Source organism: Acrocarpospora phusangensis (assembly GCF_016862995.1).
GTDB lineage: Bacteria > Actinomycetota > Actinomycetes > Streptosporangiales > Streptosporangiaceae > Acrocarpospora > Acrocarpospora phusangensis.
Genome location: NZ_BOOA01000004.1, coordinates 102,683 through 128,789, shown reverse-complemented (window position 1 = coordinate 128,789; position 26,107 = coordinate 102,683). Strand labels below are relative to the sequence as shown.

Below are 26,107 nucleotides of genomic sequence, written 5' to 3'. Positions count from 1 at the left end.
TCGGGTCCCCTCCCGTCGCGCGGGAGGGGGCTCCCGGGAAATGTCAGTCTTTCTCCGGCTCGTCGGAGAGCAGGTCGCCGCCAGTGACGACCTCCTCCTCCGGCTGGGCCGCCGCGGCGGGCTCGCCGCCGTCCTCCGGCTCGGCCACGGCCACCCGCGCCGGGCGCAGGATCCGCTCGCCGATCCGGTATCCGGGCTGCAGGATCTCCACGCAGGTCGGCTCGGTCACGTCGGACGAGTAGCTGTGGATGAGCGCCTCGTGCACGGTCGGGTCGAACGGGTCGCCCTTCGTGCCGAAGGTGTTCAGGCCCAGCTTGCCGACCGCGGCCTCCAGCGACTCGCTCACCTTGGCGAAACCGCCGGTGAGCTCGCCGTGGTCGCGGGCCCTGCCGATGTCGTCGAGCACGGGCAGCAGCTCGGCCAGTACGCCGGCCACCGCGTGCTCCTTGACCAGGGTCCGGTCCCGCTCGACCCGCTTGCGGTAGTTGGAGTACTCGGCCTGCAGCCGCTGCAGGTCGGCCGTGCGCTCCGCGAGTATCTCCGCAGCCGCGCCACCGAGCGCGGTGGCGTCGGCGGGGGACTCCTCGGGCGCGGTCTCCCGCGCCTCCAGGGTCTCCGGATCGATCTTGCGGTTGTCGCGGATCACCGGCTCCTGCTCGGAACCGTTCTCGCGCGCTGTCACTTGGCGCCGCCCTCCCGCTTCGGCTCGTCGTCGACGATCTCGGCGTCCACCACGTCGTCGTCAGCCTTGGCCTGCTGGTCGGCGCCCGGGTTGGGGCCGGGGTTGGCGCCCTCGGCGCCCGCGGCGGCCTGGGACTGGGCGTAGATGGCCGAGCCCATCTTCTGGCTGACCGTGGCCAGCTTCTCGGCGGCGGCGCGGATGGTGGGCGTGTCGGTGCCCTCCAGAGCCTTCTTCAGTTCGGCCAGCGCGTCGTTGACCTCGGTCTTGATGTCGGCCGGGATCTTGTCGTCGTTCTCGCCGAGGAACTTGTCGGTCTGGTAGGCCAGCGAGTCGGCGTTGTTGCGGACCTCGGCCTCCTCGCGGCGGTTCTTGTCCTCTTCGGCGTAGGACTCCGCCTCCCGCATCATGCGGTCGATGTCCTCCTTGGCCAGCGCGGAGCCGCCGGTGATGGTCATCGTCTGCTCCTTGCCGGTGCCCAGGTCCTTGGCGCCGACGTTGACGATGCCGTTCGCGTCGATGTCGAAGGTGACCTCGATCTGCGGGATGCCCCGCGGCGCCGGCGCGATGCCGGTCAGCTCGAAGGTGGCCAGCTTCTTGTTGTACGCCGCGATCTCGCGCTCGCCCTGGTAGACCTGGATCTGCACGGACGGCTGGTTGTCCTCGGCGGTGGTGAACACCTCGGAGCGCTTGGTCGGGATCGTGGTGTTCCGCTCGATGATCTTGGTGAAGATGCCGCCCTTGGTCTCGATGCCCAGCGACAGCGGGGTCACGTCGAGCAGCAGGACGTCCTTGACCTCACCCTTGAGCACACCGGCCTGGAGCGCGGCGCCGATGGCGACGACCTCGTCCGGGTTGACGCCCTTGTTGGGCTCCTTGCCGCCGGTCAGCTCCTTGACCAGGTCGCTGACGGCCGGCATCCGGGTCGAACCGCCGACCAGCACCACGTGGGCGATGTCGGCGACCTTGATGCCCGCGTCCTTGATGACCTGGTGGAACGGGCCCTTGCAGCGCTCGAGCAGGTCGGCGGTGATGCGCTGGAACTCGGCGCGGGTGAGCTTCTCCTCCAGGTGCAGCGGACCCTCGGCCGAAGCGGTGATGTAGGGCAGGTTGATCGAGGTCTCGGTCTGCGAGGACAGCTCGATCTTGGCCTTCTCGGCCGCCTCGCGAAGGCGCTGGGTGGCCATCTTGTCCTTGGACAGGTCCACGCCGTGCGCGTTCTTGAAGCGGTTCACCAGCTCGTCCACGACGCGCTGGTCCCAGTCGTCGCCGCCCAGGTGGTTGTCACCGCTGGTGGCCTTGACCTCGACGAAGCCGTGCCCGTCCTCGGAGCCGACGTCCAGCAGGGACACGTCGAAGGTGCCGCCGCCGAGGTCGAAGACGAGAATGGTCTGGTCCTGGTCCTTGTCGAGCCCGTAGGCCAGCGCGGCCGAGGTGGGCTCGTTGATGATGCGCAGCACGTTGAGGCCCGCGATGGTGCCGGCCTCCTTGGTGGCCTGGCGCTGCGCGTCGTTGAAGTACGCCGGGACGGTGATCACCGCGTCGGTGATCTTCTCGCCCAGGTAGGCCTCCGCGTCCTGCTTGAGCTTCTGCAGGACGAAGGCGCTGATCTGCTGGGGGGTGAACTTCTTGCCGTCGATCTCGACGGACCAGTTCGTGCCGATCTCTCGCTTGACCGACCGGATGGTCCGGTCGACGTTGGTCACGGCCTGGCGCTTGGCGACCTCGCCGACCAGCACCTCACCGTTCTTGGCGAAGGCCACCACGGACGGCGTGGTCCGCGAGCCTTGGGCGTTCGCGATGACGGTGGGCTCACCGCCCTCAAGGATCGAGACGACGGAGTTGGTCGTCCCCAGGTCGATACCTACCGCACGTGCCATGAGTACGTCCTTGTAGTCAAAGTTGAGTCAGACAGACTCAATAGTGGAATGGGATCCCCGCCCTTGTCAATCGGGGGACTGTCAAACAGCTTGAGTCTATGTCGCTCAACCCTCAGGCCGCGCCAAAAGTTCCCGATCTCCCGCACACAGATACGGCCCGCGCCGCCGTCGTGGCGCGGGCCGTACCGGACGATCTTTCAGTTCTTGGCGCCGTCCACGATCCTGCGGGTGCCCAGCGGGGACTTGAGCTTGACCAGGGTGGCCTTCTTGACCGCGATCGCGATGCACATGCCGTTGTCGCGGACCGAGCCCTCGTACAGGGTGACGGTGACCTTCTTGCGGGTCTCCTTCACCTTGACGTGGTCCAGCGCGGTGCACTCCTGCGGCCCCGACCACCAGGTCACCTTGAGATACCTGCTCTTCTTGCCCTTCTTGTACGGCTTCGCCGACGTCCACCGCACCTTGTGCGGCTTGATCGTGCCCGGCTGCGGCGTCACGATCGGATCGGCTGCGCCAGAGGCCGCGGCAGAGGGGGCAGTGGCGGGCCGGGCCGCCTGCGCCTGGGCCGGTACGGCCCCCACGCCCAGGGCCAACGCCGCGGTGAGGGCCACGGCGACACGTCGAATGATCATTTCGCACCGTCCACGATCTTCCGGTCGCCGACCGGCTCGGTGAGTTTGACGATCGTCTTCTTCTCGATGGCGATCTCGATGCAGATCGCGTCCTCGTCGGTGGTGCCCTCCCACAGCGTGACGGTCACCTCCGCCGCGGCGTACGCGACGTCCACCCGGTCCAGCGAGTTGCACGGCTCCACGCCGGAGACCCAGGTGATCTCCAGGTCGCCGCCTGCCGGCCGCGCGGTGGTCCACGGGATCTTGCGCGGGTTCAGGGTGTTCCCGACGGGCACGGTCATGGAGGGCCCGGCGCTCGGCGTGCCGGAGCCGGCCGGGGTGCCGACCGGCGTGCTCACCGGCTGTTCCGGGTCGGCCGGTTGGCCAGTGGTCACGGAATTCCCCCCTCCGCACGCGACCGCCGTCAGCAGGAGCGCGATCAGCCAGATCCGTCTCATGTCCGTATGACGGCCGAGTTCCGGCGCGGGTTCAGTCATGCATTGACTCCGGTATGGCCCGAAGTTAAATTCATCACATGATGAGTTTATCTCAGCCCGCGATCTCGGTCCGGGATCTGCGGGTGACCCGGGGCGGCCGCGAGGTGCTGCACGGGGTTTCCTTCGAGGTGCCGCGCGGCCAGATCACCGGCGTGCTCGGCCCCAGCGGGTGCGGCAAGACGACCCTGATCCGTGCGATCGTCGGCGTGCAGGTGGTCGCCGGCGGCGAGGTCACCGTGCTCGGCGAGCCCGCGGGCAGTCCGGCCCTGCGCCGCTCGGTCGGTTACTCCACCCAGAACCCAGCCATCTACCGGGACCTGTCCGTGCAGGAGAACCTGCGCTACTTCGCGGCCGTCCTGGGCGCGCCCGCAGGCGACGTGGACCGCGTGCTGGCCGAGGTCGGCCTGACCGGCCAGCGTCGCCAGCTCGGCGGCACCCTGTCCGGCGGCCAGCTGAGCCGGGCCAGCCTGGCGGTCTCCCTGCTCGGCAGCCCGCAGCTGCTGCTCCTGGACGAGCCGACGGTGGGCCTCGACCCGGTTCTCCGCAAGGAGCTCTGGACGCTCTTCCAGGGTCTGGCCGACCGGGGCGTCACCGTGGTGGTCTCCAGCCACGTGATGGACGAGGCGGGTCGCTGCCAGCGCCTGCTCGTCCTACGCGACGGTGACCTGCTCGCGGACGACAGCCCACAGGTGCTGCGCGACCGGACCGGTACGGCGGACCTGGAGGAGGCGTTCCTGCGCCTGATCGAGGAGAGGCAGGCGGCGTGAACGCGACCATCACCCTGGCCACCGCCCGGCGGATCATGAACCAGCTCCGCAACGACCACCGCACGGTGGCGCTCATGGTCCTGGTGCCGACGCTGGTCATCGTGCTGCTCTACTACGTCATGGACAACCAGCGCGCCTTCGCGGCCTGGGCGCCGGTGCTGCTGTGCGTGTTCCCCTTCCTGGTGATGTTCCTGGTCACCTCCATCGCCACGCTCCGGGAGCGCACCTCCGGCACCCTCGAACGGCTGATGGCCTCCCCGCTCGGCCAGCTCGACCTCCTCCTCGGGTACGGCCTGGCCTTCGGCTTCATGGCCTGCCTCCAGGTCGGCGTGGCCCTGGCCGTCTCGCTCACCTGGCTGGACCTGGAGCTGGCCGGCTCGCTCTGGCCGCTGGTCCTGGTGGCGCTGCTCAACGCCCTGCTGGGCACCGCCATGGGCCTGCTGTGCAGCGCGTTCGCCCGCAGCGAGTTCCAGGCCGTGCAGTTCATGCCGCTGGTGATGTTCCCGCAGCTCCTGCTGGGCGGCATCCTGGTCCCGCGCGACCAGATGGCCACCGTGCTGGAATGGATCTCCAACGTGCTTCCCATGTCGTACGCGATCGAGGCCATGAAGCTGGCGGCCGTGAGCGCGGAGCTGGGCGGCGACTTCTGGCGCGACGTGGCCGTGGTCTCCGGATCGATCCTGCTCGCCCTCGGCCTCGGCGCGGCGACGCTGCGCCGCCGGACGCCCTAGTACTGGGTAAGCTGCGGCCGTCCCCTAGCTGCGAGGTGTACGGCATGATCGCGATTCTGGGAACCGGCAAGATGGGCGAGGCCCTGCTGTCCGGCCTGGTCAGGGCCGGGCGGCGGCCCGGCGACATCATGGCCACCGCCCGCCGCCAGGACCGCGCCGAGGCCCTGCGCGTGCGGTACGGCGTGCGCGTGGTCAGCAACGCCGAGGCCGCCAAGACCGCCGACACCCTCATCCTGGCGGTGAAGCCGCAGGACATGGCCGCCCTGCTCACCGAGATCGCCCCCTTCGTGCCCGCCGACCGGCTGGTCGTCTCCGTGGCGGCGGGCATCACGACGGAGTTCGTGGAGTCCCGCCTGGGCGCCTCCGTGCCGGTGGTCCGGGTGATGTCCAACACACCGGTGCTGGTGGACGAGGCGATGAGCGTGATCTCGTCGGGCGCGCACGCGGCCGAGGAGCACATGCGGCAGACCGAGGACCTGCTCCGGCCGGTGGGCAAGGTGCTGCGCATCCCGGAGTCCCAGCAGGACGCGGCGACCGCGCTGTCCGGCAGCGGGCCCGCGTACTTCTTCTATCTGGTCGAGGCGATGGTGGACGCGGGCATCCTGCTGGGCATGCCGCGGGCGGCCGCGCTGGACATGGTGACGCAGTCGATCGTGGGCGCGGCGATCATGCTGCGGGACTCGGGGGAGCACCCGGTGATCCTCCGGGAGGCCGTGACGTCTCCGGGCGGAACCACCATTTCGGCCATCGCCGAGCTGGAGCGCCACCGCGTGCGCGCCGCCTTCCTGGACGCCATCGAGGCCGCCCGGGACCGGAGCCGGCAACTCGCGTCGGGGTGACCCCGGGTTTAGGCGACCTGCCCTTATGTAGATAATCATAAGGAAACTTTCCGATATTTCGGACTTCGGGGCGGGTCGGGGTGGCGGTCGTACTAACGCGTCGTGCGCTGTGGTCGAGGGATTTCTCCCTGTATTTCGTGGCGCGGTCGGTCGCCCTGATGGGCGATGCCATGCTCCCCATCGCGGTGACTTTAGGCATCCTCAGCCTGTACGGCCCGGTCGGCGTGGGCTTGGTGCTGGCCTCCTGGATGGCCTCCTTCGGGGGGCTCGTCCTGTTCGGCGGCGTGTTCGCCGACCGGTTCACCGCCCGCAAGATGATGATCGGGGCCGACCTGCTGCGGGTCGTCACCCACCTGGTCATCGCGTTCGCGTTCTTCGCCGGCCGCCCGGCGCTCTGGCTGCTGATCGTCATGTCCGCGCTCAGCGGCCTCGGCGCGGCGCTCTTCCAGCCCGGCGTGAACAGCATGGTCCCGCAGATCGCCGACGACCCGCAGCGCGCCAACGCCGTCCTGCGGGTGGCCGACGCGATCGCCCGGCTGCTCGGCCCCGGCCTGGCGGGCGCCATCGTGCTGCTCGGCGGCGCCGGCGTCGTCTACGCCGTCAACGCCGGCGGCTTCGCGGTCAGCGCCCTCTGCCTGCTCGCCCTGCGGGTGCGCCTGCTCGCCGTACCCGGCACCAAAGTGATCAGGGACCTGCGGGAGGGCTGGCGGGAGTTCCGCTCCCGGACCTGGATGTGGTCGGTGATCCTGGTCTGGTCGGTGTACGGCATCACGCTCTTCGGCCCGAGCTGGCCGCTGGGCGCGGAACTGGTCACCAAGAGCCTCGGCGAGACCGCGTACGTGATCGGCGTGACCGGGGAGGGCGTCGGAAGCATCATCGGCGGCCTGATCGCGATGCGCTACCGGCCCTCCCGGCCGCTGTTCTCCGGCGCGCTCGCGATGACGCTCTTCATGGCCATGCCGCTGATCATCGCGCTGCGGCTGCCGTTGCCTTACCTGGTGGGCGGGATGGTGCTGGCGGGGGCGTCCTGGGCGTTCTGGTCGGTCATGTGGGCGACCAGCGTGCAGACGCAGGTGCCGGGGGAGGTGCTCAACCGGGTCACCGCGTACGAGGTGGCGGGGTCGGTGCTGAGCATTCCGATCGGGCAGTCGCTGGCGCCGGTGGCGGGCGAGTGGCTGGGCGCGGAGAACGTGCTCATGTTCGGGTTCGCGACCGGGCTGGCGGGGATCGCCGTGCTGATCGCGACGCCTGCCGTGCGAAACCTGAGAGCCGTTCCCAGGGCCTAGTAATCGTCCCATTACGATGGGTCGAGTGACGATTCGTCGCGGTTTCCCCCCGCTTCTCATCATGACCTTCCTGCTCACCGGTTGCACCGGGGACGAGCCGCCGAAGGTGCAGATCGCACAGGTGACCCGGGCGTCGGTGAGCGAGGTCGTGGAGGCCCCGGGAACCGTGGGCGCGCGGGCCACCGCCACGCTCACCTCGCCCGCCGCCGGGACGGTCGGCAAGCTCTACGTGAGCGACGGCGACACGGTGAAGAAGGGCCAGCTGCTGGCCAAGATCACCTCCAAGCAGGCGCGTGACCAGCTGAGCCAGGCCCGCAAGGCGGACGCCCAGGCCGCCAAGGCCGCGCCCGCCGGCGGCGGCGCCCCGGCGATCACGCTGCCGCGGCTCAAACTCTCCGGCAAACTCGACACCAAGGTACGGCGCAGCCTCGCGAAGGCCCGTACCTCGGCCAAGAAGATCGAGGACCCGGTCGTCCGCGAGCAGCTGCTCACCGCGCTGGACGCGGCCGAAGCCCAGCACGAAGCGCAGCACGAGGCCCTCGGCGAGATCGTGACCGGCCTCAACACCTCGCTGAACCGCACGCTCTCCCAGGTGACCGGCCAGCTCGGCGCGGGCCTCGGCGGCCTCACCGAGTCGATGAGCTCCCTGCGGGCCGCCTCCCGGACGCAGACCAAGGCGGCCGTCGAGGCCGCGGAGTCGACCGTGGACGCCCTCACCATCAAGGCGCCCTTCAGCGGCGTGGTGACCCTGGGCGGCGCGGGCTCCGGCGGCGCCCAGCCGGACCTGAGCGCCCTGCTCCCCGCCGGCCTGGCCCCGCCGTCGGGCGGCGCCACCGGCCGCTCGGCCGGCGTGATCGCCGTCGGCGTGCCCGTGGCCGCCGGGGACGCGATCGTCACGATCACCGACGTCTCCGAGCTCAGCCTGGCCGCCGACGTGGACGAGACCGACGTGCTCCTGGTCGAGGACGGCACCGAGGCCGTCGTCGAGTTCGACGCCGTGCCCGGCGCGTCCTACACCGCCCGCGTGACCGGCGTCGGCGTCACCCCCAAGGAGGGCGCCACCGGCGGCGTCAGCTACCCCGTCCGCCTCTCCCTCGGCGACGGCCTGTACGACGACGGCGACGAGGCCCCCGCCCCCAAACCAGGCATGAGCGCCGTCATCCGCCTCACCGTCAAGGACTCTCCGGACACGGTGGCCGTGCCCGCCTCCGCGATCGTCTCCAGCGGCAGGGAGAGCGTGGTCTGGCTGGTCCAGCAGGGCAGGGCCGAACGCAGGACGGTCAAGCTGGGCGCGCAGGGCGACGCCATGGTGGAGGTGCTCGGCGGCCTGGCCGTGGGCGACCGGATCGTGGTGAAGGGCGCCGACACCGTACGCGAAGGCCAGGAGCTCGAGTGAGCGCGCCGGCTTTCGAGGCGGTGGCGCTGACCCGGTCGTACCAGCTGGAAGGGGTGTCGGTGGACGCGCTGCGGGGGGTGGACCTGACCGTCTCGCCCGGGGAGTTCGCCGCGATCATCGGCCCGTCCGGGTCCGGCAAGTCCACCCTCATGCACCTGCTCGGCTGCCTGGACCGCCCGACCTCCGGCGTGCTCAGGGTGGGCGGCGTGGACGTGGCGACGCTCAGCGACACCGAGCTGGCCGAGTTACGCAACCAGACGATCGGCTTCGTCTTCCAGTCCTTCCACCTGCTGGCCAGGACCTCGGCGCTGGACAACGTGGCGCTGCCGCTGGTCTACCGGGGCGTGCCCCGCGCCGAACGCAGGAACCGGGCCCAGGCCGCGCTGGAGGCGGTCGGGCTGGCCCACCGGCTGACGCACCGGCCCGCCCAGATGTCCGGCGGCGAGCAGCAGCGGGTGGCCATCGCCCGCGCGCTGGTCGGCGACCCCAAGGTCGTGCTGGCCGACGAGCCGACCGGCAACCTGGACTCGCGCAACGGCGCCGAGGTGATGAACCTGCTGGAACGCCTCAACCACGACAGCGGCGTGGCCATCGTCCTGGTCACCCACGAACCCGAGGTCGCGGGCCGGGCCCGCCGCCAGATCCACGTCAGGGACGGCCTGATCGAGCACGACACGGGGGCCTCGTGAGGACCGCCGAAGCGCTCCGGATGGCGCTGGAGGCGCTGCGCGTCAACCGGCTCCGCAGCGCGCTGACCATGCTGGGCGTGATCATCGGCGTCTCCGCCGTGGTCGTGCTGGTCGCCATCGGCACCGGCGCCAAGAACGCCGTCGAGCAGGAGATCGCCGGACTCGGCAGCAACATCATCCTGGTCGTGCCCGGCCAGCTGAACTTCGCCGCCGCCCCCACCCAGAGCCGCCTGGACCTCGCCGACGTCGCGTACGTGCGGCGGGTGGTCGGTGACGAGTCCCGGGTGACCGTGTCCGTGCAGTCCGGCGAGACGGTCAGGGTCGGCCGGGACGAGGCGTTCGTGACCGTGGTCGGCACCGACCAGTACGTCGCCAACATCTTCGACCGCCCGCTGCGGCGCGGCAGATACCTGAGCGAGACCGACGTGGACACCCGCCGCCGGGTGGTCATCCTCGGGTCCGAGGTGGCCTCCCGGCTCTTCGGCGACGTGGACCCGGTCGGCCGCCAGGCCACCATCTCCGGCGTGCGGTTCCGGGTCATCGGCGTCTACGAGAAGGTCGGCGCGACCTTCGGGGTGGCCCGCGACCAGGAGGTGCACGTCCCGGTCACCACCGCGCAGCGCCTCATCGGCGTGGCCAGGATCAACGGCATCGCCATCGGCGCGTCCGGGCCCGACGAGATCGAGGGCCTGCAACAGCGGGTGGTGGACGCGCTGGTCCAGCGGTACCCGGGGGAGAAGTTCTCCGCCGTCACCCAGACCCAGCTGCTCGGCACCATCGGCACCGTGCTCGGTATGCTGACCGGCGTGCTGGCCGCCATCGCCGGCATCTCGCTGCTGGTCGGCGGGGTCGGCGTGTCCAACATCATGCTGGTCAGCGTGCGGGAGCGGACCAAGGAGATCGGGCTCCGCAAGGCGCTCGGGGCGCGGCAGCGCGACATCCTCGGCCAGTTCCTGATCGAGGCCGTGCTGCTCACCACCATCGGCGGCGTGACCGGCATCGTGCTCGGCGTGGGCGGGGCGCTGCTGATCGCGGCGGTGTCGCCGGTGCCGGCCGCGATCACCTGGTGGTCGATCGCGCTCGCGTTCGGCGTCTCGGTCGGGGTCGGGGTGTTCTTCGGGGTGGCTCCGGCGCGGCGGGCGGGCCGGCTCGATCCGGTGGTGGCGTTGCGGGCCGAATAATCTGATGCGCCGGGCGTACGGTAATTTCGTGGCATGAGCGACTCGGTGCGGGTGGTCTGGGATGACGCTCTCACGTCGTACGACTTCGGCCCCCGGCATCCGCTCGCGCCCGTACGGGTGGAGCTCACGATGGCGCTGGCCCGGGAGCTGGGCGTGCTGAACGCCGTGGAGCTGGTCGGCTGCCTGCCCGCCGAGGACGACGAGCTGGCTCTGGTGCACGACCGGCACTACATCGAGGCGGTCAAGCGGGTCTCCAAGACCGGCAGGGCCGACCTGAGCGTGGGGCTGGGCACGTCGGACAATCCCGCCTTCCCGGGCGTGCACGACGCCTCCGCGCTCGTCGCGGGGGCCACCCTGACCGCGGCCAGGTCCGTCTGGTCGGGGGAGGCGGAGCACGCGGTCAACGTGGCGGGCGGGCTGCACCACGCGATGCGCTCGGCCGCCAGCGGCTTCTGCGTCTACAACGATCCGGCCGTCGCGATCGCCTGGCTGCTGGAGCAGGGTGCGAGGCGGGTGGCGTACGTGGACGTGGACGTGCACCACGGCGACGGGGTGCAGGCCGCGTTCCTCCACGACCCCCGGGTGCTGACGATCAGCCTCCACGAGTCTCCGCGCACCCTCTTCCCCGGTACGGGCTACCCGCACGAGACCGGCGCCGAGGGCACTTCGGTGAACGTGGCGCTCCCGGCCGGCTGCGGGGACCCGGGCTGGCTGCGGGCCTTCCACGCGGTGGTGCCGCCGCTGCTGCGCGAGTTCGGCCCGGAGATCCTGGTCACCCAGCACGGGTGCGACAGCCACGCGCTGGACCCGCTGGCCAACCTGATGCTCAGCCTGGACGGGCAGCGCACCGCCTACCAGGAGCTGCACAGGCTGGCGCACGAGACCGCCGGCGGGCGGTGGGTGGCCACCGGAGGCGGTGGCTACGAGCTGGTCCAGGTGGTTCCCCGGGCCTGGACGCACCTGATCGCCGAGCTGGCCGGGGTGCCGGTCGCCCCGGAGACGCGGACGCCGGAGGAGTGGCGGGCGTTCGTACGGCGGCGGACCGGCGAGATCCCCCCGCTCACCATGACCGACGGCAGAAACCCGGAATATCGCGATATCTCGCAGGGTTTCGATCCGGCGGATCCCATCGACCGCGCCATCATGGCCACCCGGAACGCGGTCTTCCCCTTCCATGGTCTGGACCCGATGCCATGACGAATGCCCCGTCCCGCGACGAGCTGATCGAGCAGCTGATCATTACCCGGGTAGCCGGGGAGGTGGCCACCCCCCGCGACAACAACCTGGACCACTACCGGTCCCTGGCCGTCGGCGATCCGCACTATCTGCTCGGGCTCACCTTCGAGGGCGCCTGGACGTACAAGGACGTGCTGGCCCTGATGGCCAAGTCGGCCGGCGTCGTCGCCGACCCCGACCACCGGTACGGCCAGGACACCATCGACCCCGAGCGCACGGTCGCCGCCACCGAGGCCATGGGCGACCGCATCGCCGCCGCCCTGAGCCGTCCGGGCACCCGGTTCGCCCTGGCCACCGGGCACCCCACCGGGATCATGGTCATCCACCTGGCGCTGGCCGGGTTCCTCGCCGCGCGCGGCGCCACCGTGATCAGCCCGGCCGAGGGCTGGACGTACCAGCCGGGCTCGTTCGGCCGCCGCAGGCGGATCAGGTACGTCGGCGACGTCGCCCTGCTGGACGACGGCGGCGCGCTGGTGCACACCCACGACTCCACGCCGATGCGGGCGATGCTGGCCGAGGAGCGGCCGGACTTCGTGATCGCCGACCACGGCTGGGCGGGCGCCGCCGGAGAGGCCGGAATTGAGACCGTGGCCTTCGCGGACAGTAACGACCCCGGCCTGTTCGTCGGCGAGGCGGAGGGGAAAATCGCGGTGACTGTGCCGCTAGATGACAATGTGCTCCCCAGATATTACGGTCCGTTGACGCGGTATCTGCTGGCTTGGATCACCGCGGGGCTTTAGGACCTCCCATTTGGGGTATTTCGCGCCCGCTTTTGCACCAGTGTGTCGACCGGTTGCCAACTTTTTTGTGATCCTGGGCGACTCTAATGTGAGAGAAGTTGGTCCGTTCCAAGATCTTGGCGAGGGGCACGGTCCGGCTGCTGGCCAGCGTTTTTCCCGGTTTCGGCGGCACCAGCCCGCGAGGACTGATGAAATGGGGGGTTTGCCTTCTCGGGGTCGCGACTTACGCTGACGGCAGTACACGTGCGTGAGCAATGGCACCAGTGGGGATAACCCGTAAACACGTGCGGAAGAGGCGTCCGATGGGTGCAGGCGAAAGACCTCTCAGCGAGGTGAAGTTCCTGACGGTGGCCGAGGTGGCCACAGTCATGCGGGTGTCCAAGATGACGGTGTACCGGCTCGTGCACTCGGGTGAGTTGCCGGCCATCAGGGTAGGCCGATCCTTCAGAGTGCCCGAACAGGCGGTCCACGACTATCTGAGGGATGCTTTCATCGAGGCTGGATGAACTGACCGAGGCGGCGGAACCAGCGCTCACCAGGCGATGGTTCATTAGTGACCCCGCGGGAGCCCCCCGGGGGAGCGATCGAGGGCCGATCGCCGGTAGTCTGTTGAGCCGGTGTGCGAGCGCACGCCGGCTCGGCAACCGACTCCTGGGGGTCCCGTGGGCTCTGTCATCAAGAAGCGTCGCAAGCGCATGGCCAAGAAGAAGCACCGCAAGCTGCTGAAGAAGACCCGTATTCAGCGCAGAAACAAGAAGTAACGACGGAGCCGCTCGCCCCTGCGGGCGAGCGACCGTGCATCCTGCGAGGCGGCATTGACCCACACCGTCCTGGTCACCGGGGTCGGCCGGCACGTCGGCGCCCGAGTGGCCGCCGTGCTCGCGGGCGACCCGGCCGTCCGGGTCATCGGAGTGGACACGGTGCCGCCGACGTCGCCGCGGGGCGAGCGCGATGGCGGCGCCCAACTCCCTGACTCCCTGGAGTTCGTCCGGGTCGATCTGCGTTCCCCCGACCTGGCTCGGGTGATCGCCACGGCCGACATCGACACCGTGGTGCACGTGAGCCTGCTCAGCGGGCCCGCCCGGAGCCGGTCGGCCATGAAGGAGCACAACGTCATCGGCACCATGCAGGTGCTGGCGGCCTGCCAGCGCTCCGGCACGGTGCGCCGTGTCGTGGTGCGCTCCACCACGGCCGTGTACGGCTCCTCGCCCCTGGACCCCGCGGTCTACACCGAGTCCACCGACCCCGCGGAACCGCCGTCCTCCGGTTACGGCAAGGACGCGGTCGAGGTGGAGGGGTTCGTCCGCGGGTTCGCGCGGCGGCGACCGGACGTGGCCGTGACCACGCTCAGGTTCGCCAACCTGATGGGCCCCGGGGTCGACTCGCCGCTCACCCGCTTCTTCACGCAGCCGGTGCTGCCGACCGTGCTCGGGTTCGACCCCCGGCTGCAGTTCATCCACGAGGACGACGCGGTCGAGGTCCTGCGCAGGAGCGCCACCGAGGACCATCCCGGCACGTTCAACGCCGCCGGATCCGGCGTGCTCCTGCTCTCCCAGTGCGTACGGCGGGCCGGCCGGCCCACACTCCCCGTGCCCGCCCCGGCGTTCCGGCTCCTCGGGGAGCTGGCCCGGGGGCTGGAACGGCTGGACTTCTCGCCGGAGCAGGTCGCGCTGATGAGCCACGGGCGCGCGGTGGACTCCACCCGGTTGCGGGCCGAACTCGGCTGGAACCTCACGTACGACACCGCCTCCGCGTACGACGACTTCCTGCGCTCCCGGGGGCTCACCGGCAACCTGCCGCTCGCCGTGTTCGACGCGCTCGCGGGACTCGTCCGGTGAAGGACCTGCCCGAGCTGCTCGCGTTCCTGCGGCGGCGGATCGCCGGCGAGTACGAGGTGGACGAGTTCGGCTACGACGCCGAGCTCACCGACACCGTGGTGCTGGAGCTGCTCCGGCCGCTCTACCGGCACTGGTTCCGGGTGGAGACCTCCGGCCTGGAGCTGCTGCCCGCCGACGGCGCCCTCGTCGTCGCCAACCACTCCGGCACGCTGCCCCTGGACGCGCTCATGCTCCAGGTCGCCCTCCACGACGAAGCCCACCGCCCGGTACGGCTGCTCGCCGCCGACCTCGTCTACCGCCTGCCCTTCCTCGGGCACCTGTCCAGGAAGACCGGCCACACGCTGGCCTGCCCGGAGGACGCCGACCGGTTACTGCGTCAGGGCGAACTCGTGGGCGTGTTCCCGGAGGGCTTCAAGGGCATCGGCAAACCGTTCGGCCAGCGGTACCGGCTGCAGCGGTTCGGGCGGGGCGGGTTCGTGGCGTCGGCGATCCGGGCCGGGGTGCCGATCGTGCCGTGCGCGATCGTCGGCGCGGAGGAGATCTATCCGAAGATCGGCGACTTCGGCCTGCTGGCCCGGACACTCGGCCTGCCCTACCTCCCGATGACACCGCTCTTCCCCTGGCTGGGCCCCCTCGGCCTCGTCCCTCTGCCGTCCAAGTGGATGATCGAGTTCGGCGACCCCATCAAAACCGACCAGGCCGACGCCGACGACCCCATGACCCTCTTCAACATCACCGACCACGTCCGCGAAACCATCCAGCACCAACTGGACACCCTCCGCACCCGCCGAGGCCCGGCCTTCCAACGCTGATAGGGGCTGGCCGCCGTAATCCGGCGCCGTCTACCGCCGCACTCCTCCTCGCCGCCCCGGCGCCAAAATTCCCTGCCGCGGGGAGGGGACGGGGCCATTCCTTTCGCGCAGAGGGGAGGGGACGGGGCCATTCGTTTCGCGCAGAGGGGAGGGGACGGGGCCATTCGTTTCGCTCAGGGGGGAGGGGACGGGGCCATTCCTTTCGGTCAGAGGTCCAACTGATTGGGTCGGCCGCTCTTGGCGGCACCGGCCAGGCCACCGAACCTCTGGCCGCGCGAGGCCACCCGGTCGTCGCCGATGCGGCGGGAAGCGTCACCTGCGATGACGGCGCCGGATGACGGCGAGATGTGTTCAGTGGGTTTTGTAGTGCTTGCGGAGGGCGATTCCGGCGGCTACGCCGCCTGCGACGGCGCCGGCGGCGGCGGCCACGGGGAGGCCGATCATGGTGGCTTTGCGGCCGGTGCGGAAGTCCTTGATGCCCCAGCCCTGCTCTCGGGCGTGGTCGCGGAGTTCGGAGTCGGGGTTGATGGCGTAGGGGTGGCCGACGATGGAGAGCATGGGGAGGTCGTTGGCCGAGTCGCTGTAGGCGGAGCAGCGGGTGAGGTCGAGGCCCTCCTGGCGGGCCAGGGCGCGGACGGCGTCGGCCTTGGCCGGGCCGTGCAGGAGGTCGCCGACCAGGCGGCCGGTGTAGGCGCCCTGGTCGGTCTCGGCGACCGTGCCGAGCGCGCCGGTGAGGCTCAGGCGGCGGGCGATGACCTGGGCCAGCTCCACCGGGGTGGCCGTGACCAGCCAGACGCGCTGGCCGGCGTCGAGGTGGGCCTGGGCGAGGGCGCGGGCGCCCGACCAGATGCGGTCGGCCATCACCTCGTCGTAGATCTCCTCGCCGAGCCGGACCACGTCGTCGACCTTGAGCCCGGCGACGAAGGCCAGCGCCATCTCCTTGGCCTTGGCCACGTGCTCGGGGTTCTCGTCGCCCCTGACCCGGAACATGGCCTGGCCGAGCGCGAACTTGACCAGGTCACGCGTGGTGAACAGGCCGCGCGAGGCCAGCCCCCTGGCGAAGTGGTAGATCGACGCGCCACGGATCATCGTGTTGTCCACGTCGAAGAAGGCCGCCGCCGTGAGGTCGGGCTCGACCGGCGGGGGCGGCGCCGCGGGGGACATCGCGCCCGCCGCCTCGGCCGCGATCTCCGCCGGGTCCTGCCGTCTCAGTAGCCGCCTCATAGCCCATCAGCTTAACCGCCGGGTGGGACAGGAACGCGTACGCGCTGTTAGCGGCGTATGACGGTCTAGTAGCCGCTCACCGTGTACCCGTCGATGAAGACCAGGTACTCGTTGGCGCGCTCGCGGTTCTCCTGGTCCATCTTGGGCAGCATCGGCTCGATCCGGTTGCGCTGCTCCCGGGCGAACTTGCGCACCTTGGCCTGCTCCTTGGCGTCCACCCGGGTGCGCGGCTTGACCCGGTTGAGGGCGGCGCGCGTGGTGCTGTCCATGTCCTGCAGGGTCTCCTTGAGCAGCTCCTGCCGGTCGGGCGTGGCCGCCTGTAAGAGCGCCGCCGCCTCCCCGGCCCGCGCCTTGGCCGCGGTCATCTGCCGGTCGGCCAGGTCCGCGTCGTCGGTGGTGAAGGTCAGCAGCGTCGACTCGGCCGCCCGCTTCAGCGGGTAGAGCAGGTCGCCCGGGACGGTCGTGTACGTCACCATGGCCGTGCTCAGCGTGGCCACGATCATCGCGCCCAGACCGGCCCAGGGCCGGATCAGCACCCAGCGGGACACGGTGCTGATGGCCGGGCGGTCGTGCGGGGGCTGCTCGGCGGTGACGCGCTCGTTCTCGTGGGTCTTGAGCAGCTCGTCACGCAGCCGGGCGCGGAACTCGGCCCGCGGGCCGGTGCCCAGCCGGTGGCTGAAGTCTCCCAGGCGCGCCACGACCTCGCCGGAGAAGCGACCGGCGCGCCACCGTCGCCACCACCCCATGAACGCTCCCGCGCCTCGACAGCCCCGGACAACCGGATGATCCCCGCCCTGCGTCCTGCCCAACGACGCGCAGGCGGCCTAGGTTACGGTACGTGTCTTAACCGAGATCCTTCGGCAGTGCCCGGGCCAGGGCCTTGATCGCACGGAACTGCAACGCCTTGATCGCGCCGGCCTTCTTGCCCATCACGAGGGCGGTCTCGGCCAGCGACATGCCGTACAGGAAGCGGAGGATCACGCACTCCTGCTGTTCGGGTCCGAGTTGCTGGACGGCGCGCATCACGTGCTCGTTCACCATGTTGGTGACCACGGCGTTCTCGGGGATGTGCGGGCCGTCGAGCGGGGTGTCGAGGATCTCGGCGGTGGAGACTTCTAGGCGGTTTCGGCCTGATTTGAAATGGTCTGTCACCAGATTCCTGGCGATTGTCACGAGCCAGGCCCCGAAGTCCCGGCCCTGCCAGGTGAAGTCGGCGATGCCGCGCAGCGCGCGCAGGAAGGTGTCGCTGGTCAGATCCTCGGCCAGGGTGTGCGACCCGACTCGGAAGAAGACGTAGCGGTAGACCAGCTCCACATAGCGGTCGTAGAGCATGCCGAACGCTTCGGTGTCACCGGTCTTGGCGCGCAGGACCAGCGTGCGCATCTCGTCGTGTTCCGGCGAGAGCGGGATGGTGCTCGGCTCGATGGGCGCGGTCTGCATCGCTCCAGCGGAAGCCGGAGGAGCGATCCCGGCGAACGGCCACGTGTTCGGCATCCGGATATCCCATACGGGGAAGGGGAAGTCGGCGTGCTTGCACACTCTAGGAACCAACCCCCCCGCTGTCTATGGCCCGGGCGGAGGAGACCCTACCTGGGGCATCGGCTACCGGTAGGAAGGTAATGTCCGGCAGCATAAGGACCACCATGGAAGTTCTAGTTGCTGTCATCGCCTTCGGCGGAGCCGTGCTGGCCGCCATCACCACGGGCGCCTTGGTCGGGCGGCTGCGGGAAGAAGCGTCCGGCTGGCTGACCGCCTGGGCCATCACGACCGCGGCGCTCTGCCTGGCGCTGGGCGCGGTCACGGTCGGGAACCTGCTCGGGTTCGGGCCGCTCACCTTCCGGATCTACCAGATCGGCGGCGCGCTGCTGGCGCCGCTGTGGCTGTCGGTCGGGCTGATCCAGCTGCTGGCGGAGAAGCGCTCGGCGCGGTTCTCCGGCTGGCTGCTGGGCGGGGGCCTCACCGTGGTCGGTGGCGTCATCATGCTGATCGACCCGGTCGCGGGCGGGTTCAAGAAGGAACTGCCCACCGGCAACGAGTTCTGGGACCTCTGGCCGGAGTGGCTGCTGCGCGGCGTGCACGGGGTCGTGGTGCTGACGCTGCTGGTCGCCATGATGGTGGCGGTGGCCCGCTGGCGCGGCGGCGACGACTACGACGCCGACAACATGAACGCCACCGTGGTGCTCGCCCCGACCGGACTGGCCGTGATCGGCGCGCTCCTGCTCACCGTGCCGGGCCCGTTCGTGGTCGCCCTGCTGGGCGGCCTGTCCGGGGCGATCTGGTACGCGGTGGCCCGGCCGCTCGCCCCGTACGAGGACGAGGAGGAGGACGAGCCGGCGCCCCCGCAGCAGCAACAGCCTCCGCCCCAGCAGGACTGGCAGGGATACGGCCGCAGGCAGGCCCAGGAGCCGGAACCCGAGTTCCCGCCCCGCCGCTCCGGCCTCGGCGACCTGGTGGCCGAGTACCGCGCGGGCGAGACCGGCGAGGTGGACTACGCCGCCCGGATGCAGACCGGCGGCTTCGGCGGCCCGCCCGGCCCCCCCGGCCCTCCCGGACCGGACTTCGGCGGCCCGATGACCGGCACCATGATGCCCGCCGACCGCTTCGGCGGCGGCACCCCCGAGTACGGCATGCCCGCCCCCCAGCCCGCCGTCCCCGAATACAACATGCCGGCCACCGGCGTGCTCTACCCGGGCGCCGCCCCGATGCCCGCGCCGGCCAAGCAGTCCCCGAAGCCGTCCCCCAACATCTACGGCCTGCTGACCGTCTTCACCCTGCTGGACGGCTCCGGCGAGGCGTTCGACAAGCTGGCCGAGGAGACCGTCGAAGCGGTCCAGTCGAACGAGCCGGACACGCTCGTCTTCGTCTGCCACGCCGTCAAGTCGGCTCCGCTGCAGCGCATCGTCTACGAGCTCTACCGCGACGAGGTGGCCTTCTCCGAGCACCAGCGGCAGCCGCACATGGAGCGGTTCGCGACCGAACGGCAGGCGCTCGTGCTGGCCACCAACGTGATCGAACTGAACGTCAACGCGGCGAAGGTCGTGCCGCTGCCGTCCGCGTTCCGCTGACCGGCGTCAACCGGAGAGGGCCGCCCGCAGCCGGGCCTCGTCCACCCGCCAGAAGTCGTGCTGCACCCCGTCGATCACCGTCACCGGGATCATCTCCCCGTAACGTGCCAGGTCCTCGGCGGAGGCGGTGATGTCGCGCTCCTCCCACGGCACGCCCAGTTCCCCGGCCACCCGGGCGATGATCGCGCGGGCGTCCTCGCAGAGGTGGCAGCCCGGCTTGCCGTACAGCGTGATCGAATGAGCCATGCGCTCCACAGTACGGGGGGCGGATTCGGGACCGGCCCCACGGGCTGGCACAGTTATTGAGCACGGATGGATAAGCCTCCACTTTGTGCATGGCTTCACAAAGGCACTAACCTGGGGTTTGTTCTCATCATCCGTCTCATTCCCCCCGGGAGCTCCGGCTAGTGATCCGCCGTATTCCGCAAGCTCGTGAGCGTGGCATCCCTGACGCGACCGTCGCGCGGCTGCCGCTCTACCTGCGTGCCCTGAACGGCCTGGCCGAACGCGGCACCGCGACGGTGAGCTCGGAGGATCTGGCCCTGGCGGCGGGCGTGAACTCGGCCAAACTCCGCAAGGACCTCTCCCACCTGGGGTCGTACGGCACCCGGGGCGTCGGCTACGACGTGCAGTACCTGATCTACCAGATCTCCCGCGAGCTCGGCCTCACCCAGGACTGGGCGGTCGCCATCGTGGGCGTCGGCAACCTGGGCCGGGCGCTGGCCAACTACGGCGGCTTCGTGTCCAGGGGATTCCGGGTGGCCGGCCTGCTCGACGCCGATCCTGCCGTGGTCGGCGACCACATCGCGGGGCTCACCGTGGAGCACTCCGACGGCCTGGAGGCCGTCATCAGAAAGCGCGGGGTGTCGATCGTCGTGATCGCCACTCCCGCGACGGCGGCGCAGCAGGTCTGCGACCGGGTCATCGCCGCCGGTGTGACGAGTATCTTGAACTTCGCCCCCGTCGTCCTCACGGTGCCCGACGGCGTCGATGTTCGTAAGGTCGATCTATCCATTGAACTGCAGATCCTCGCGTTTCATGAGCAGCGCAAGGTGAGTGGGGGGCCCATGATGGCCGAGGACTGGGCCGGGGAGGCCGGATGACCATGCTCATCGTCGGGCTAAGCCACCGGACCGCTCCGGTGGCTCTGCTGGAGCGCGTGACCGTCTCCGGGGACGCGCTTCTGAAACTGCTGCACGACGTGCGCCAGGACGCGCACGTGTCGGAGGCGATGGTCGTCTCCACCTGCAACCGCGTCGAGCTCTACGCCGACGTCGACAAGTTCCACGGCGGTGTCACCGCGCTCACCGATCTGCTGGCCACCCACTCGGGCGTCCCCCAGGAGCAGCTGACCCGGCACCTCTACGTGCACTACGAGGAGCGCGCCGTCCACCACCTGTTCTCGGTCGCCTGCGGCCTGGACTCGATGGTGGTCGGCGAGGGCCAGATCCTCGGCCAGATCCGTACGGCCCTGCGCACCGCCCAGCACGAGGGCAGCGTCGGCCCGAACCTGAACGAGCTGGTCCAGCACGCGCTGCGCGCGGGCAAGCGGGCGCACAGCGAGACCGGCATCGACCGCGCCGGAGCCTCCCTGGTCGGCGTCGGCCTGGACCTGGCCGGCCGGGTGCTGGGCCCGATCGCCGGCCGCCGCGCCCTGGTGGTCGGCGCCGGCTCGATGAGCGCCCTGTCCGCCGCCACCCTGGTCCGCGCGGGCGTCACCGACATCGTCATCGCCAATCGCACGTACGAACGCGCCGTACGGCTGGCCGAGACGGTCGGCGGCCGGGCGGTCGAACTGGCCGGCCTGCCCGCCGAGCTGGCCGGGGCCGACCTGGTGATCTCCTGCATCGGCGCGGGCAACCGCGCGATCACCACGGACCTGGTCCGCGCCGCGATGGACGGCCGCGCCGAGCCGCTGTTCCTGCTGGACCTGGCGCTGCCGCACGACGTCGACCCCGGCGTGCGCACCTTCCCCGGGGTCACCCTGGTGGACCTGGACTCCATGCAGCAGGCCGGGATCGGCGTCGCCGACGGCGGACGCGGCGCCGAGATCGACGCGGTCCGGGCGATCGTGGCCGAGGAGGTGTCCGCCTACCTGGACGCCGTCCGCGCGGCCCGGGTCACCCCCACGGTGATCGCGCTGCGGACCCGGGCGGCGTCCGTGGTCGAGGCCGAGCTGGGCCGTCTGGCGGCACGAGTGCCCGAACTGGATGGCAAGCTGAAAGACGAGGTGGCGCACATGGTCAGGCGCGTGGTGGACAAACTCCTCCATGAGCCGACTGTGCGTGTCAAGCAGCTCGCCGCGTCCCCGGCAGGCGATCATTATGCCGAGGCGCTCCGCGAACTGTTCAATCTGGACCCGAAGGCGCCGGGCGCCGTATCCAGGATGGAGATCGAGCAGTGAAGCTGAGGCTGGGCACCCGCAAAAGCCTGATGGCGACCACGCAGTCGCAGCAGGTGGCGGACCGGCTGAGCGAGCTCACCGGCCGGGACGTCGAGCTCGTCGGCATCACCACCCTGGGCGACGTGAGCAAGGCGCAGCTCAGCCAGCTCGGCGGCACCGGGGTGTTCGTCAGCGAGCTGCGCACCCACCTGATCGACGGCTCGATCGACTTCGCGGTGCACTCGCTCAAGGACCTGCCCACCGCGGTGGACCCGCAGATCACCATCGCGGCCATCCCGCCCCGCGACGACCCGAGGGACGCCCTGGTCGGCGGGGTCAAGCTCGCCGACCTGGCGCCCGGATCCCGGATCGGGACCGGCTCGCCGCGCCGCATCGCCCAGCTCCGCGTGCTCCGCGACGACCTGGAGTACGTGCCGATCCGCGGCAACGCCGACACCCGCATCGGGAAGGTCGCCGCCGGCGAGCTGGACGGCGTGGTGCTGGCCGCCGCCGGCCTGGCCCGCCTCGGCCGGGACGGCGAGATCGCCCAGCTGTTCGAGCCCGACGAGATGCTCCCCGCCCCCGGGCAGGGCGCGCTCGCCGTGGAGTGCCTGACCGGGCGGCCCGACCTGGCCGACCTGCTTTCCGTACTCGACGACGGCCGTACCAGGGCCGCCGTCTCCGCCGAGCGGGCGGTGCTCTCCGCCCTGGAGGCCGGCTGCTCCGCGCCGGTCGGCGCGTACGCGGTGGTCGACGGGAACACGTTGAATCTGACCGCCACCGTTGTCGCCATCGACGGCACGGGAGCGGTCCGCAAGTCCGCCTCCGGACCCCGGACGGCTGCCATGGACCTCGGGCGTGAGCTCGCGGCCGCCATGATCGCGCAAGGGGCCGGCACGTTGATGGGGGCCCATTGAGTTCAGGCACCGGCAGTTCTGATTCCGGATTCGTGGCGTTCGTCGGAGCCGGGCCCGGCGACGAGAACCTGCTGACGCTACGTGGGGCCGATCTGCTGTCCCGCGCCGACGTGGTCGTGCTGGACCAGGAGGCGTACGGCGCGCTGCTGCGGCACTGCCGCGCGGACGTGAAGATCCTTGACACCGCGGGCGCGGCGGACGGCCTGGCCGCCCTGGCGAAGGCGGGCAAGAGCGTCGTCCGGGTCTGTCCCGGCGATCCGTCGTTCTTCTCCTCGGTCGCCGAGGAGGTCGCGGCCTGCGCCAAGGCCGAGGTGGAGTTCGAGATCGTGCCCGGCGTGCCGCCCGCGACCGCCGTGCTCGGCTACGCGGGCATCACGCCGGCCGCCGGCGTGCCGGAGTTCCGGGTCGTGGACGCCGCCCGGGTCGGCGACTGGTCGGCGCACGCCGACTGCCAGGGCACACTGGTGATCTACAACGGGCTGGCCGAGGCGGTCCCGATCGGCAAGGCGCTGATCGCGGCGGGCAAGCCCGACTACACGCCGGTCGCGGTGACCAGCGACGGCACCACCACCGAGCAGTACACGGTGGTGTCCTCGCTCGGGCGGCTCGGCCCCGACCTGAAGCACGCCGCCATGACCGAGCCCGCCGTCATCGTGGTCGGCGACGCGGTCGCCCAGCGGGACAAGTTCTCCTGGTTCGAGACCCGGTCGCTGTTCGGCTGGCGGGTGCTGGTGCCGCGCACCAAGGAGCAGGCGGCCGGCCTGTCCGAGCAGCTCCGCTCGTACGGCGCGGTGCCCGAGGAGGTGCCCACCATCTCGGTGGAGCCCCCCAGGACGCCGCAGCAGATGGACCGCGCCATCAAGGGCCTCGTCACCGGACGCTACGAGTGGGTGGCCTTCACCAGCGCCAACGCCGTCAAGGCCGTCCGCGAGAAGTTCGAGGAGTACGGGCTGGACGCCCGCGCCTTCGCCGGTCTCAAGGTGGCCGCCGTGGGCGACGCCACCGCGAAGGCCCTGATCGAGTTCGGGGTCCGGCCGGATCTGATGCCGACGGGCGAGCAGTCCTCGGAGGGTCTGCTGGCCGAGTGGCCGCCGTACGACTCGATGCTGGACCCGATCAACCGCGTGCTGCTGCCGCGCGCGGACATCGCGACCGAGGCGCTGGTGGCCGGGCTGACCGAGCTCGGCTGGGAGTGCGACGACGTGACCGCGTACCGGACGGTCCGGGCGGCGCCGCCGCCCGCGCCGATCCGCGAGGCGATCAAGAGCGGCGGCTTCGACGCTGTACTTTTCACGTCGTCGTCGACCGTGCGGAATCTGGTGGGCATCGCCGGAAAGCCGCACAACGTCACAGTTATCGCGGTCATCGGCCCGCAGACCGCCAAAACGGCGGAGGAGTTCGGGCTCCGGGTGGACGTGATGGCGGACAAACCTTCGGCTTCGGCCCTGGCCGCCGCTCTGGCGGAGTACGGTGCCAAGCAGCGCCAGGCGGCCGTCTCCGCCGGCGAGATTCCGCGCCGCCCCTCGCAGACGCGCAGGGGAGCGCGCCGCAGGGCGAAATAGCACGAATTCGTGGGGTGAAGAGAGCATGACAGCCGAGTTCCCGGTCGCCAGGCCGCGCCGGCTCCGCCGGACCGCGCCGCTCCGGCGCATGGTGGCCGGGACCCGGCTGCATCCGGCCGAGCTGATCCTGCCGCTGTTCGTCAAGGAGGGCATCACCGAGCCGAACCCGGTCGGTTCGATGCCCGGCGTGTTCCAGCACACCCGCGACTCGCTCCGCAAGGCCGCGCACGAGGCCGCCGAGACGGGCGTCGGCGGGCTCATCCTGTTCGGCGTCCCGCTGCACAAGGACGGCAGGGGCTCGGGCGCCGACGACCCCGAGGGCATCGTGCAGCTCGCCCTGGCCGACCTGGCCGCCGAGGTGGGCGACGCGCTGGTGCTGATCACCGACACCTGCCTGGACGAGTACACCGACCACGGCCACTGCGGGCTGCTCACCCCCACCGGCGAGGTGGACAACGACGCCACGCTGGAGCGTTACGCCGCCGCCGCGGTCGCGCAGGCGCGGGCCGGCGCGCAGGTGATCGCGCCCAGCGGCATGATGGACGGCCAGGTCGCGGCGATCCGCGCGGCGCTGGACGCGGACGGCTTCGCGGAGATCCCGATCCTGGCCTACTCGGCCAAGTTCGCGTCCGGGTTCTACGGCCCGTTCCGGGAGGCCGCCGAGTGCGCGCCGCAGTTCGGCGACAGGAACGCCTACCAGCAGGACCCGGCCGGTCCGGTCGGGGAGTCGCTGCGGGAGATCCGGCTGGACCTGGCCGAGGGCGCGGACGCCGTCATGGTGAAGCCCGCCCTGGCCTACCTGGACATCATCCGGCAGGTCCGCGACATCGTGGACGTGCCGGTGGCCGCCTACCAGGTGAGCGGCGAGTACGCGATGGTGGAGGCCGCCGCCGCGAACGGCTGGATCGACCGGGACCGGGTGATCATGGAGTCGCTGATCGCCATCCGCCGCGCTGGTGCTGATCTCATCCTCACCTACTGGGCCACCGAGATCGCGCGCCGCCTGGCCTAACCGGGCCATATGCGGGGGTCGCCCTGCGAAGAGCATTTCGTACCGGGCATTATCGGGTGCAACACCAGTCACCTGCCGCGGTGACTGTTTCCGTCGGGGCAATGGTGTATTCGGGGAGGAACGCCAATGGTGGGGGTACCGCTGGCTCGGAAATCGAGGCGGCGCGCGCACCGGACGCCGCGGCCCGTCACCTCGGTGCTGCAGTACGCCGCGCTCGGCTGGGCCGCCTGTCTGGGGGCGCACCCGCTCCGCGAGGGCGGGCGCGCCTGCTCCTGCGACCGGGTCGGCTGTCCCGACCCCGGCGCGCATCCGCTCTCCCCGGCCTGGCAGATGCAGGCCACGCTGGACACGGCGCAGCTGACACGCTGGTGGCAGCAGGACCCCGAGGCGAATGTGATCCTGCCCACCGGACGGGTGTTCGACGTGTTCGACGTCCCCGCCGAGGCCGGCCTCACCGCCCTGGCCAACATGGACGCCACCGGCTTCGACACGGGCCCGGTCGCCGCGAACGGCGACCGGGTTCTGTTTTATGTGGCCACCAGAGGCGCGCCGGACGACGAGGACGAGTGGTGGTCCTGCCACCTCGACTACGGCCCCGAGACCATCGACTCCCAGCCCGGCCTGCGCTGGCACTGCCGCGACAGCTACGTGCTGGCCCCGCCGTCCACGCTGCCCGGCGGCTCGGTGGCGACCTGGCTCCGACCGCCGGACGGCCGTCCGCTGCCCGATCCCCTGCGCGTGCTCGACCTGATCGCCGACTAA

28 protein-coding genes are annotated in these 26,107 nt (G+C 70.8%); 20 read left to right on the top strand and 8 right to left on the bottom strand.

What is annotated here, in order from left to right; translation table 11 throughout:
• Positions 1–43: 43 nt before the first annotated feature.
• From grpE to Aph01nite_RS03790, 4 genes are all read right to left on the bottom strand, one after another.
• Positions 44–682 carry a nucleotide exchange factor GrpE gene (grpE, locus tag Aph01nite_RS03805; protein WP_204039300.1) on the bottom strand — a complete coding sequence of 213 codons (639 nt, stop codon included), beginning with the start codon at positions 680–682 and terminating at the stop codon, positions 44–46.
• Positions 679–2,559, bottom strand: a complete 1,881-nt coding sequence (gene dnaK / locus Aph01nite_RS03800) for a molecular chaperone DnaK (protein WP_204039299.1) — start codon at positions 2,557–2,559, stop codon at positions 679–681. The genes grpE and dnaK overlap by 4 nt, the downstream gene beginning before the upstream one ends.
• 197 nt (positions 2,560–2,756) lie before the next feature.
• Positions 2,757–3,191: a hypothetical protein gene (locus tag Aph01nite_RS03795; RefSeq protein ID WP_204039298.1), complete on the bottom strand. Its 435-nt coding sequence runs from the start codon at positions 3,189–3,191 to the stop codon at positions 2,757–2,759.
• Positions 3,188–3,565, bottom strand: coding sequence for a hypothetical protein (locus Aph01nite_RS03790; protein ID WP_239161376.1), 378 nt, complete (start codon positions 3,563–3,565; stop codon positions 3,188–3,190). Before Aph01nite_RS03790 ends, Aph01nite_RS03795 begins: the two co-directional genes overlap by 4 nt.
• Before the next feature lie 140 nt (positions 3,566–3,705).
• Between Aph01nite_RS03790 and Aph01nite_RS03785 the strand changes: the two genes are divergently transcribed.
• The 13 genes from Aph01nite_RS03785 to Aph01nite_RS03725 all read left to right on the top strand — a co-directional run bounded on the left by Aph01nite_RS03785 (position 3,706) and on the right by Aph01nite_RS03725 (position 15,182).
• Positions 3,706–4,434: an ABC transporter ATP-binding protein gene (locus tag Aph01nite_RS03785; protein WP_204039296.1), complete on the top strand. Its 729-nt coding sequence runs from the start codon at positions 3,706–3,708 to the stop codon at positions 4,432–4,434.
• Complete coding sequence (locus Aph01nite_RS03780; RefSeq protein WP_204039295.1) at positions 4,431–5,165, top strand: ABC transporter permease; 735 nt, start codon at positions 4,431–4,433, stop codon at positions 5,163–5,165. The genes Aph01nite_RS03785 and Aph01nite_RS03780 overlap by 4 nt, the downstream gene beginning before the upstream one ends.
• 44 nt (positions 5,166–5,209) lie before the next feature.
• On the top strand, positions 5,210–6,004 hold the full coding sequence (gene proC / locus Aph01nite_RS03775) for a pyrroline-5-carboxylate reductase (RefSeq protein ID WP_204039294.1): 795 nt from the start codon (positions 5,210–5,212) through the stop codon (positions 6,002–6,004).
• A gap of 137 nt (positions 6,005–6,141) precedes the next feature.
• On the top strand, positions 6,142–7,290 hold the full coding sequence (locus tag Aph01nite_RS03770; RefSeq protein ID WP_239161375.1) for an MFS transporter: 1,149 nt from the start codon (positions 6,142–6,144) through the stop codon (positions 7,288–7,290).
• A gap of 25 nt (positions 7,291–7,315) precedes the next feature.
• Positions 7,316–8,686: an efflux RND transporter periplasmic adaptor subunit gene (locus Aph01nite_RS03765; RefSeq protein ID WP_204039293.1), complete on the top strand. Its 1,371-nt coding sequence runs from the start codon at positions 7,316–7,318 to the stop codon at positions 8,684–8,686.
• Positions 8,683–9,375 carry an ABC transporter ATP-binding protein gene (locus Aph01nite_RS03760; RefSeq protein ID WP_239161374.1) on the top strand — a complete coding sequence of 231 codons (693 nt, stop codon included), beginning with the start codon at positions 8,683–8,685 and terminating at the stop codon, positions 9,373–9,375. Before Aph01nite_RS03765 ends, Aph01nite_RS03760 begins: the two co-directional genes overlap by 4 nt.
• Positions 9,372–10,556 (top strand): ABC transporter permease, encoded by a 1,185-nt coding sequence (locus Aph01nite_RS03755; protein WP_204039292.1) that lies wholly within the window; start codon positions 9,372–9,374, stop codon positions 10,554–10,556. Before Aph01nite_RS03760 ends, Aph01nite_RS03755 begins: the two co-directional genes overlap by 4 nt.
• 33 nt (positions 10,557–10,589) lie before the next feature.
• A complete protein-coding gene (locus Aph01nite_RS03750; protein ID WP_204039291.1) occupies positions 10,590–11,753 on the top strand; it encodes an acetoin utilization protein AcuC in 1,164 nt (387 codons plus the stop codon).
• A complete protein-coding gene (locus Aph01nite_RS03745) occupies positions 11,750–12,532 on the top strand; it encodes a phosphatase (protein ID WP_204039290.1) in 783 nt (260 codons plus the stop codon). Before Aph01nite_RS03750 ends, Aph01nite_RS03745 begins: the two co-directional genes overlap by 4 nt.
• 302 nt (positions 12,533–12,834) lie before the next feature.
• Positions 12,835–13,038, top strand: coding sequence for a helix-turn-helix domain-containing protein (locus Aph01nite_RS03740; protein WP_030456159.1), 204 nt, complete (start codon positions 12,835–12,837; stop codon positions 13,036–13,038).
• Positions 13,039–13,194: 156 nt separating this feature from the next.
• Entirely contained in the window at positions 13,195–13,293 is a 99-nt protein-coding gene (locus Aph01nite_RS03735; protein WP_018654693.1) for a 30S ribosomal protein bS22, read from the top strand.
• Between the two features lie 54 nt (positions 13,294–13,347).
• On the top strand, positions 13,348–14,370 hold the full coding sequence (locus tag Aph01nite_RS03730) for an NAD-dependent epimerase/dehydratase family protein (protein ID WP_204039289.1): 1,023 nt from the start codon (positions 13,348–13,350) through the stop codon (positions 14,368–14,370).
• Positions 14,367–15,182 (top strand): lysophospholipid acyltransferase family protein, encoded by an 816-nt coding sequence (locus tag Aph01nite_RS03725; RefSeq protein WP_239161373.1) that lies wholly within the window; start codon positions 14,367–14,369, stop codon positions 15,180–15,182. The genes Aph01nite_RS03730 and Aph01nite_RS03725 overlap by 4 nt, the downstream gene beginning before the upstream one ends.
• Positions 15,183–15,533: 351 nt before the next feature.
• Here the strand turns inward: Aph01nite_RS03725 and Aph01nite_RS03720 are convergent, their stop codons facing one another.
• The 3 genes from Aph01nite_RS03720 to Aph01nite_RS03710 all read right to left on the bottom strand — a co-directional run bounded on the left by Aph01nite_RS03720 (position 15,534) and on the right by Aph01nite_RS03710 (position 17,846).
• Complete coding sequence (locus tag Aph01nite_RS03720) at positions 15,534–16,346, bottom strand: HAD family hydrolase (protein ID WP_239161388.1); 813 nt, start codon at positions 16,344–16,346, stop codon at positions 15,534–15,536.
• Between the two features lie 125 nt (positions 16,347–16,471).
• Positions 16,472–17,152, bottom strand: a complete 681-nt coding sequence (locus tag Aph01nite_RS03715; protein WP_204039287.1) for a DUF5667 domain-containing protein — start codon at positions 17,150–17,152, stop codon at positions 16,472–16,474.
• A gap of 97 nt (positions 17,153–17,249) precedes the next feature.
• On the bottom strand, positions 17,250–17,846 hold the full coding sequence (locus Aph01nite_RS03710) for a sigma-70 family RNA polymerase sigma factor (protein ID WP_239161372.1): 597 nt from the start codon (positions 17,844–17,846) through the stop codon (positions 17,250–17,252).
• Between the two features lie 203 nt (positions 17,847–18,049).
• On the opposite strand from Aph01nite_RS03710, the gene Aph01nite_RS03705 reads away from it, so the two are divergent.
• Entirely contained in the window at positions 18,050–19,471 is a 1,422-nt protein-coding gene (locus Aph01nite_RS03705; RefSeq protein WP_204039285.1) for a putative quinol monooxygenase, read from the top strand.
• A gap of 6 nt (positions 19,472–19,477) precedes the next feature.
• Here the strand turns inward: Aph01nite_RS03705 and Aph01nite_RS03700 are convergent, their stop codons facing one another.
• Complete coding sequence (locus tag Aph01nite_RS03700; protein WP_204039284.1) at positions 19,478–19,717, bottom strand: glutaredoxin family protein; 240 nt, start codon at positions 19,715–19,717, stop codon at positions 19,478–19,480.
• A 161-nt stretch (positions 19,718–19,878) separates the two neighbouring features.
• Between Aph01nite_RS03700 and Aph01nite_RS03695 the strand changes: the two genes are divergently transcribed.
• The 6 genes from Aph01nite_RS03695 to Aph01nite_RS03670 all read left to right on the top strand — a co-directional run bounded on the left by Aph01nite_RS03695 (position 19,879) and on the right by Aph01nite_RS03670 (position 26,107).
• Positions 19,879–20,574 (top strand): redox-sensing transcriptional repressor Rex, encoded by a 696-nt coding sequence (locus tag Aph01nite_RS03695; RefSeq protein WP_155350368.1) that lies wholly within the window; start codon positions 19,879–19,881, stop codon positions 20,572–20,574.
• A complete protein-coding gene (locus Aph01nite_RS03690; protein ID WP_204039283.1) occupies positions 20,571–21,875 on the top strand; it encodes a glutamyl-tRNA reductase in 1,305 nt (434 codons plus the stop codon). The genes Aph01nite_RS03695 and Aph01nite_RS03690 overlap by 4 nt, the downstream gene beginning before the upstream one ends.
• The gene (hemC, locus tag Aph01nite_RS03685) at positions 21,872–22,771 is read left to right on the top strand and encodes a hydroxymethylbilane synthase (protein WP_373872256.1); all 900 of its coding nucleotides are present in this window, start codon (positions 21,872–21,874) and stop codon (positions 22,769–22,771) included. The genes Aph01nite_RS03690 and hemC overlap by 4 nt, the downstream gene beginning before the upstream one ends.
• 32 nt (positions 22,772–22,803) lie before the next feature.
• On the top strand, positions 22,804–24,333 hold the full coding sequence (locus Aph01nite_RS03680) for a bifunctional uroporphyrinogen-III C-methyltransferase/uroporphyrinogen-III synthase (protein ID WP_204039282.1): 1,530 nt from the start codon (positions 22,804–22,806) through the stop codon (positions 24,331–24,333).
• A gap of 25 nt (positions 24,334–24,358) precedes the next feature.
• Positions 24,359–25,345 carry a porphobilinogen synthase gene (hemB, locus tag Aph01nite_RS03675; RefSeq protein ID WP_204039281.1) on the top strand — a complete coding sequence of 329 codons (987 nt, stop codon included), beginning with the start codon at positions 24,359–24,361 and terminating at the stop codon, positions 25,343–25,345.
• 126 nt (positions 25,346–25,471) lie between these two features.
• Complete coding sequence (locus Aph01nite_RS03670; RefSeq protein ID WP_204039280.1) at positions 25,472–26,107, top strand: bifunctional DNA primase/polymerase; 636 nt, start codon at positions 25,472–25,474, stop codon at positions 26,105–26,107.

Excerpts from the sequence above, each read along its gene's own strand:
- dnaK (WP_204039299.1), bottom strand. The coding sequence starts at position 2,559 with ATGGCACGTGCGGTAGGTATCGACCTGGGGACGACCAACTCCGTCGTC.
- Aph01nite_RS03795 (WP_204039298.1), bottom strand. The coding sequence starts at position 3,191 with ATGATCATTCGACGTGTCGCCGTGGCCCTCACCGCGGCGTTGGCCCTG.
- Aph01nite_RS03785 (WP_204039296.1), top strand. The coding sequence starts at position 3,706 with ATGATGAGTTTATCTCAGCCCGCGATCTCGGTCCGGGATCTGCGGGTG.
- proC (WP_204039294.1), top strand. The coding sequence starts at position 5,210 with ATGATCGCGATTCTGGGAACCGGCAAGATGGGCGAGGCCCTGCTGTCC.
- Aph01nite_RS03750 (WP_204039291.1), top strand. The coding sequence starts at position 10,590 with ATGAGCGACTCGGTGCGGGTGGTCTGGGATGACGCTCTCACGTCGTAC.
- Aph01nite_RS03745 (WP_204039290.1), top strand. The coding sequence starts at position 11,750 with ATGACGAATGCCCCGTCCCGCGACGAGCTGATCGAGCAGCTGATCATT.
- Aph01nite_RS03740 (WP_030456159.1), top strand. The coding sequence starts at position 12,835 with ATGGGTGCAGGCGAAAGACCTCTCAGCGAGGTGAAGTTCCTGACGGTG.
- Aph01nite_RS03720 (WP_239161388.1), bottom strand. The coding sequence starts at position 16,346 with ATGTCCCCCGCGGCGCCGCCCCCGCCGGTCGAGCCCGACCTCACGGCG.
- Aph01nite_RS03715 (WP_204039287.1), bottom strand. The coding sequence starts at position 17,152 with ATGGGGTGGTGGCGACGGTGGCGCGCCGGTCGCTTCTCCGGCGAGGTC.
- Aph01nite_RS03710 (WP_239161372.1), bottom strand. The coding sequence starts at position 17,846 with ATGCAGACCGCGCCCATCGAGCCGAGCACCATCCCGCTCTCGCCGGAA.
- Aph01nite_RS03705 (WP_204039285.1), top strand. The coding sequence starts at position 18,050 with ATGGAAGTTCTAGTTGCTGTCATCGCCTTCGGCGGAGCCGTGCTGGCC.
- Aph01nite_RS03700 (WP_204039284.1), bottom strand. The coding sequence starts at position 19,717 with ATGGCTCATTCGATCACGCTGTACGGCAAGCCGGGCTGCCACCTCTGC.
- Aph01nite_RS03690 (WP_204039283.1), top strand. The coding sequence starts at position 20,571 with ATGACCATGCTCATCGTCGGGCTAAGCCACCGGACCGCTCCGGTGGCT.
- hemB (WP_204039281.1), top strand. The coding sequence starts at position 24,359 with ATGACAGCCGAGTTCCCGGTCGCCAGGCCGCGCCGGCTCCGCCGGACC.
- Aph01nite_RS03670 (WP_204039280.1), top strand. The coding sequence starts at position 25,472 with ATGGTGGGGGTACCGCTGGCTCGGAAATCGAGGCGGCGCGCGCACCGG.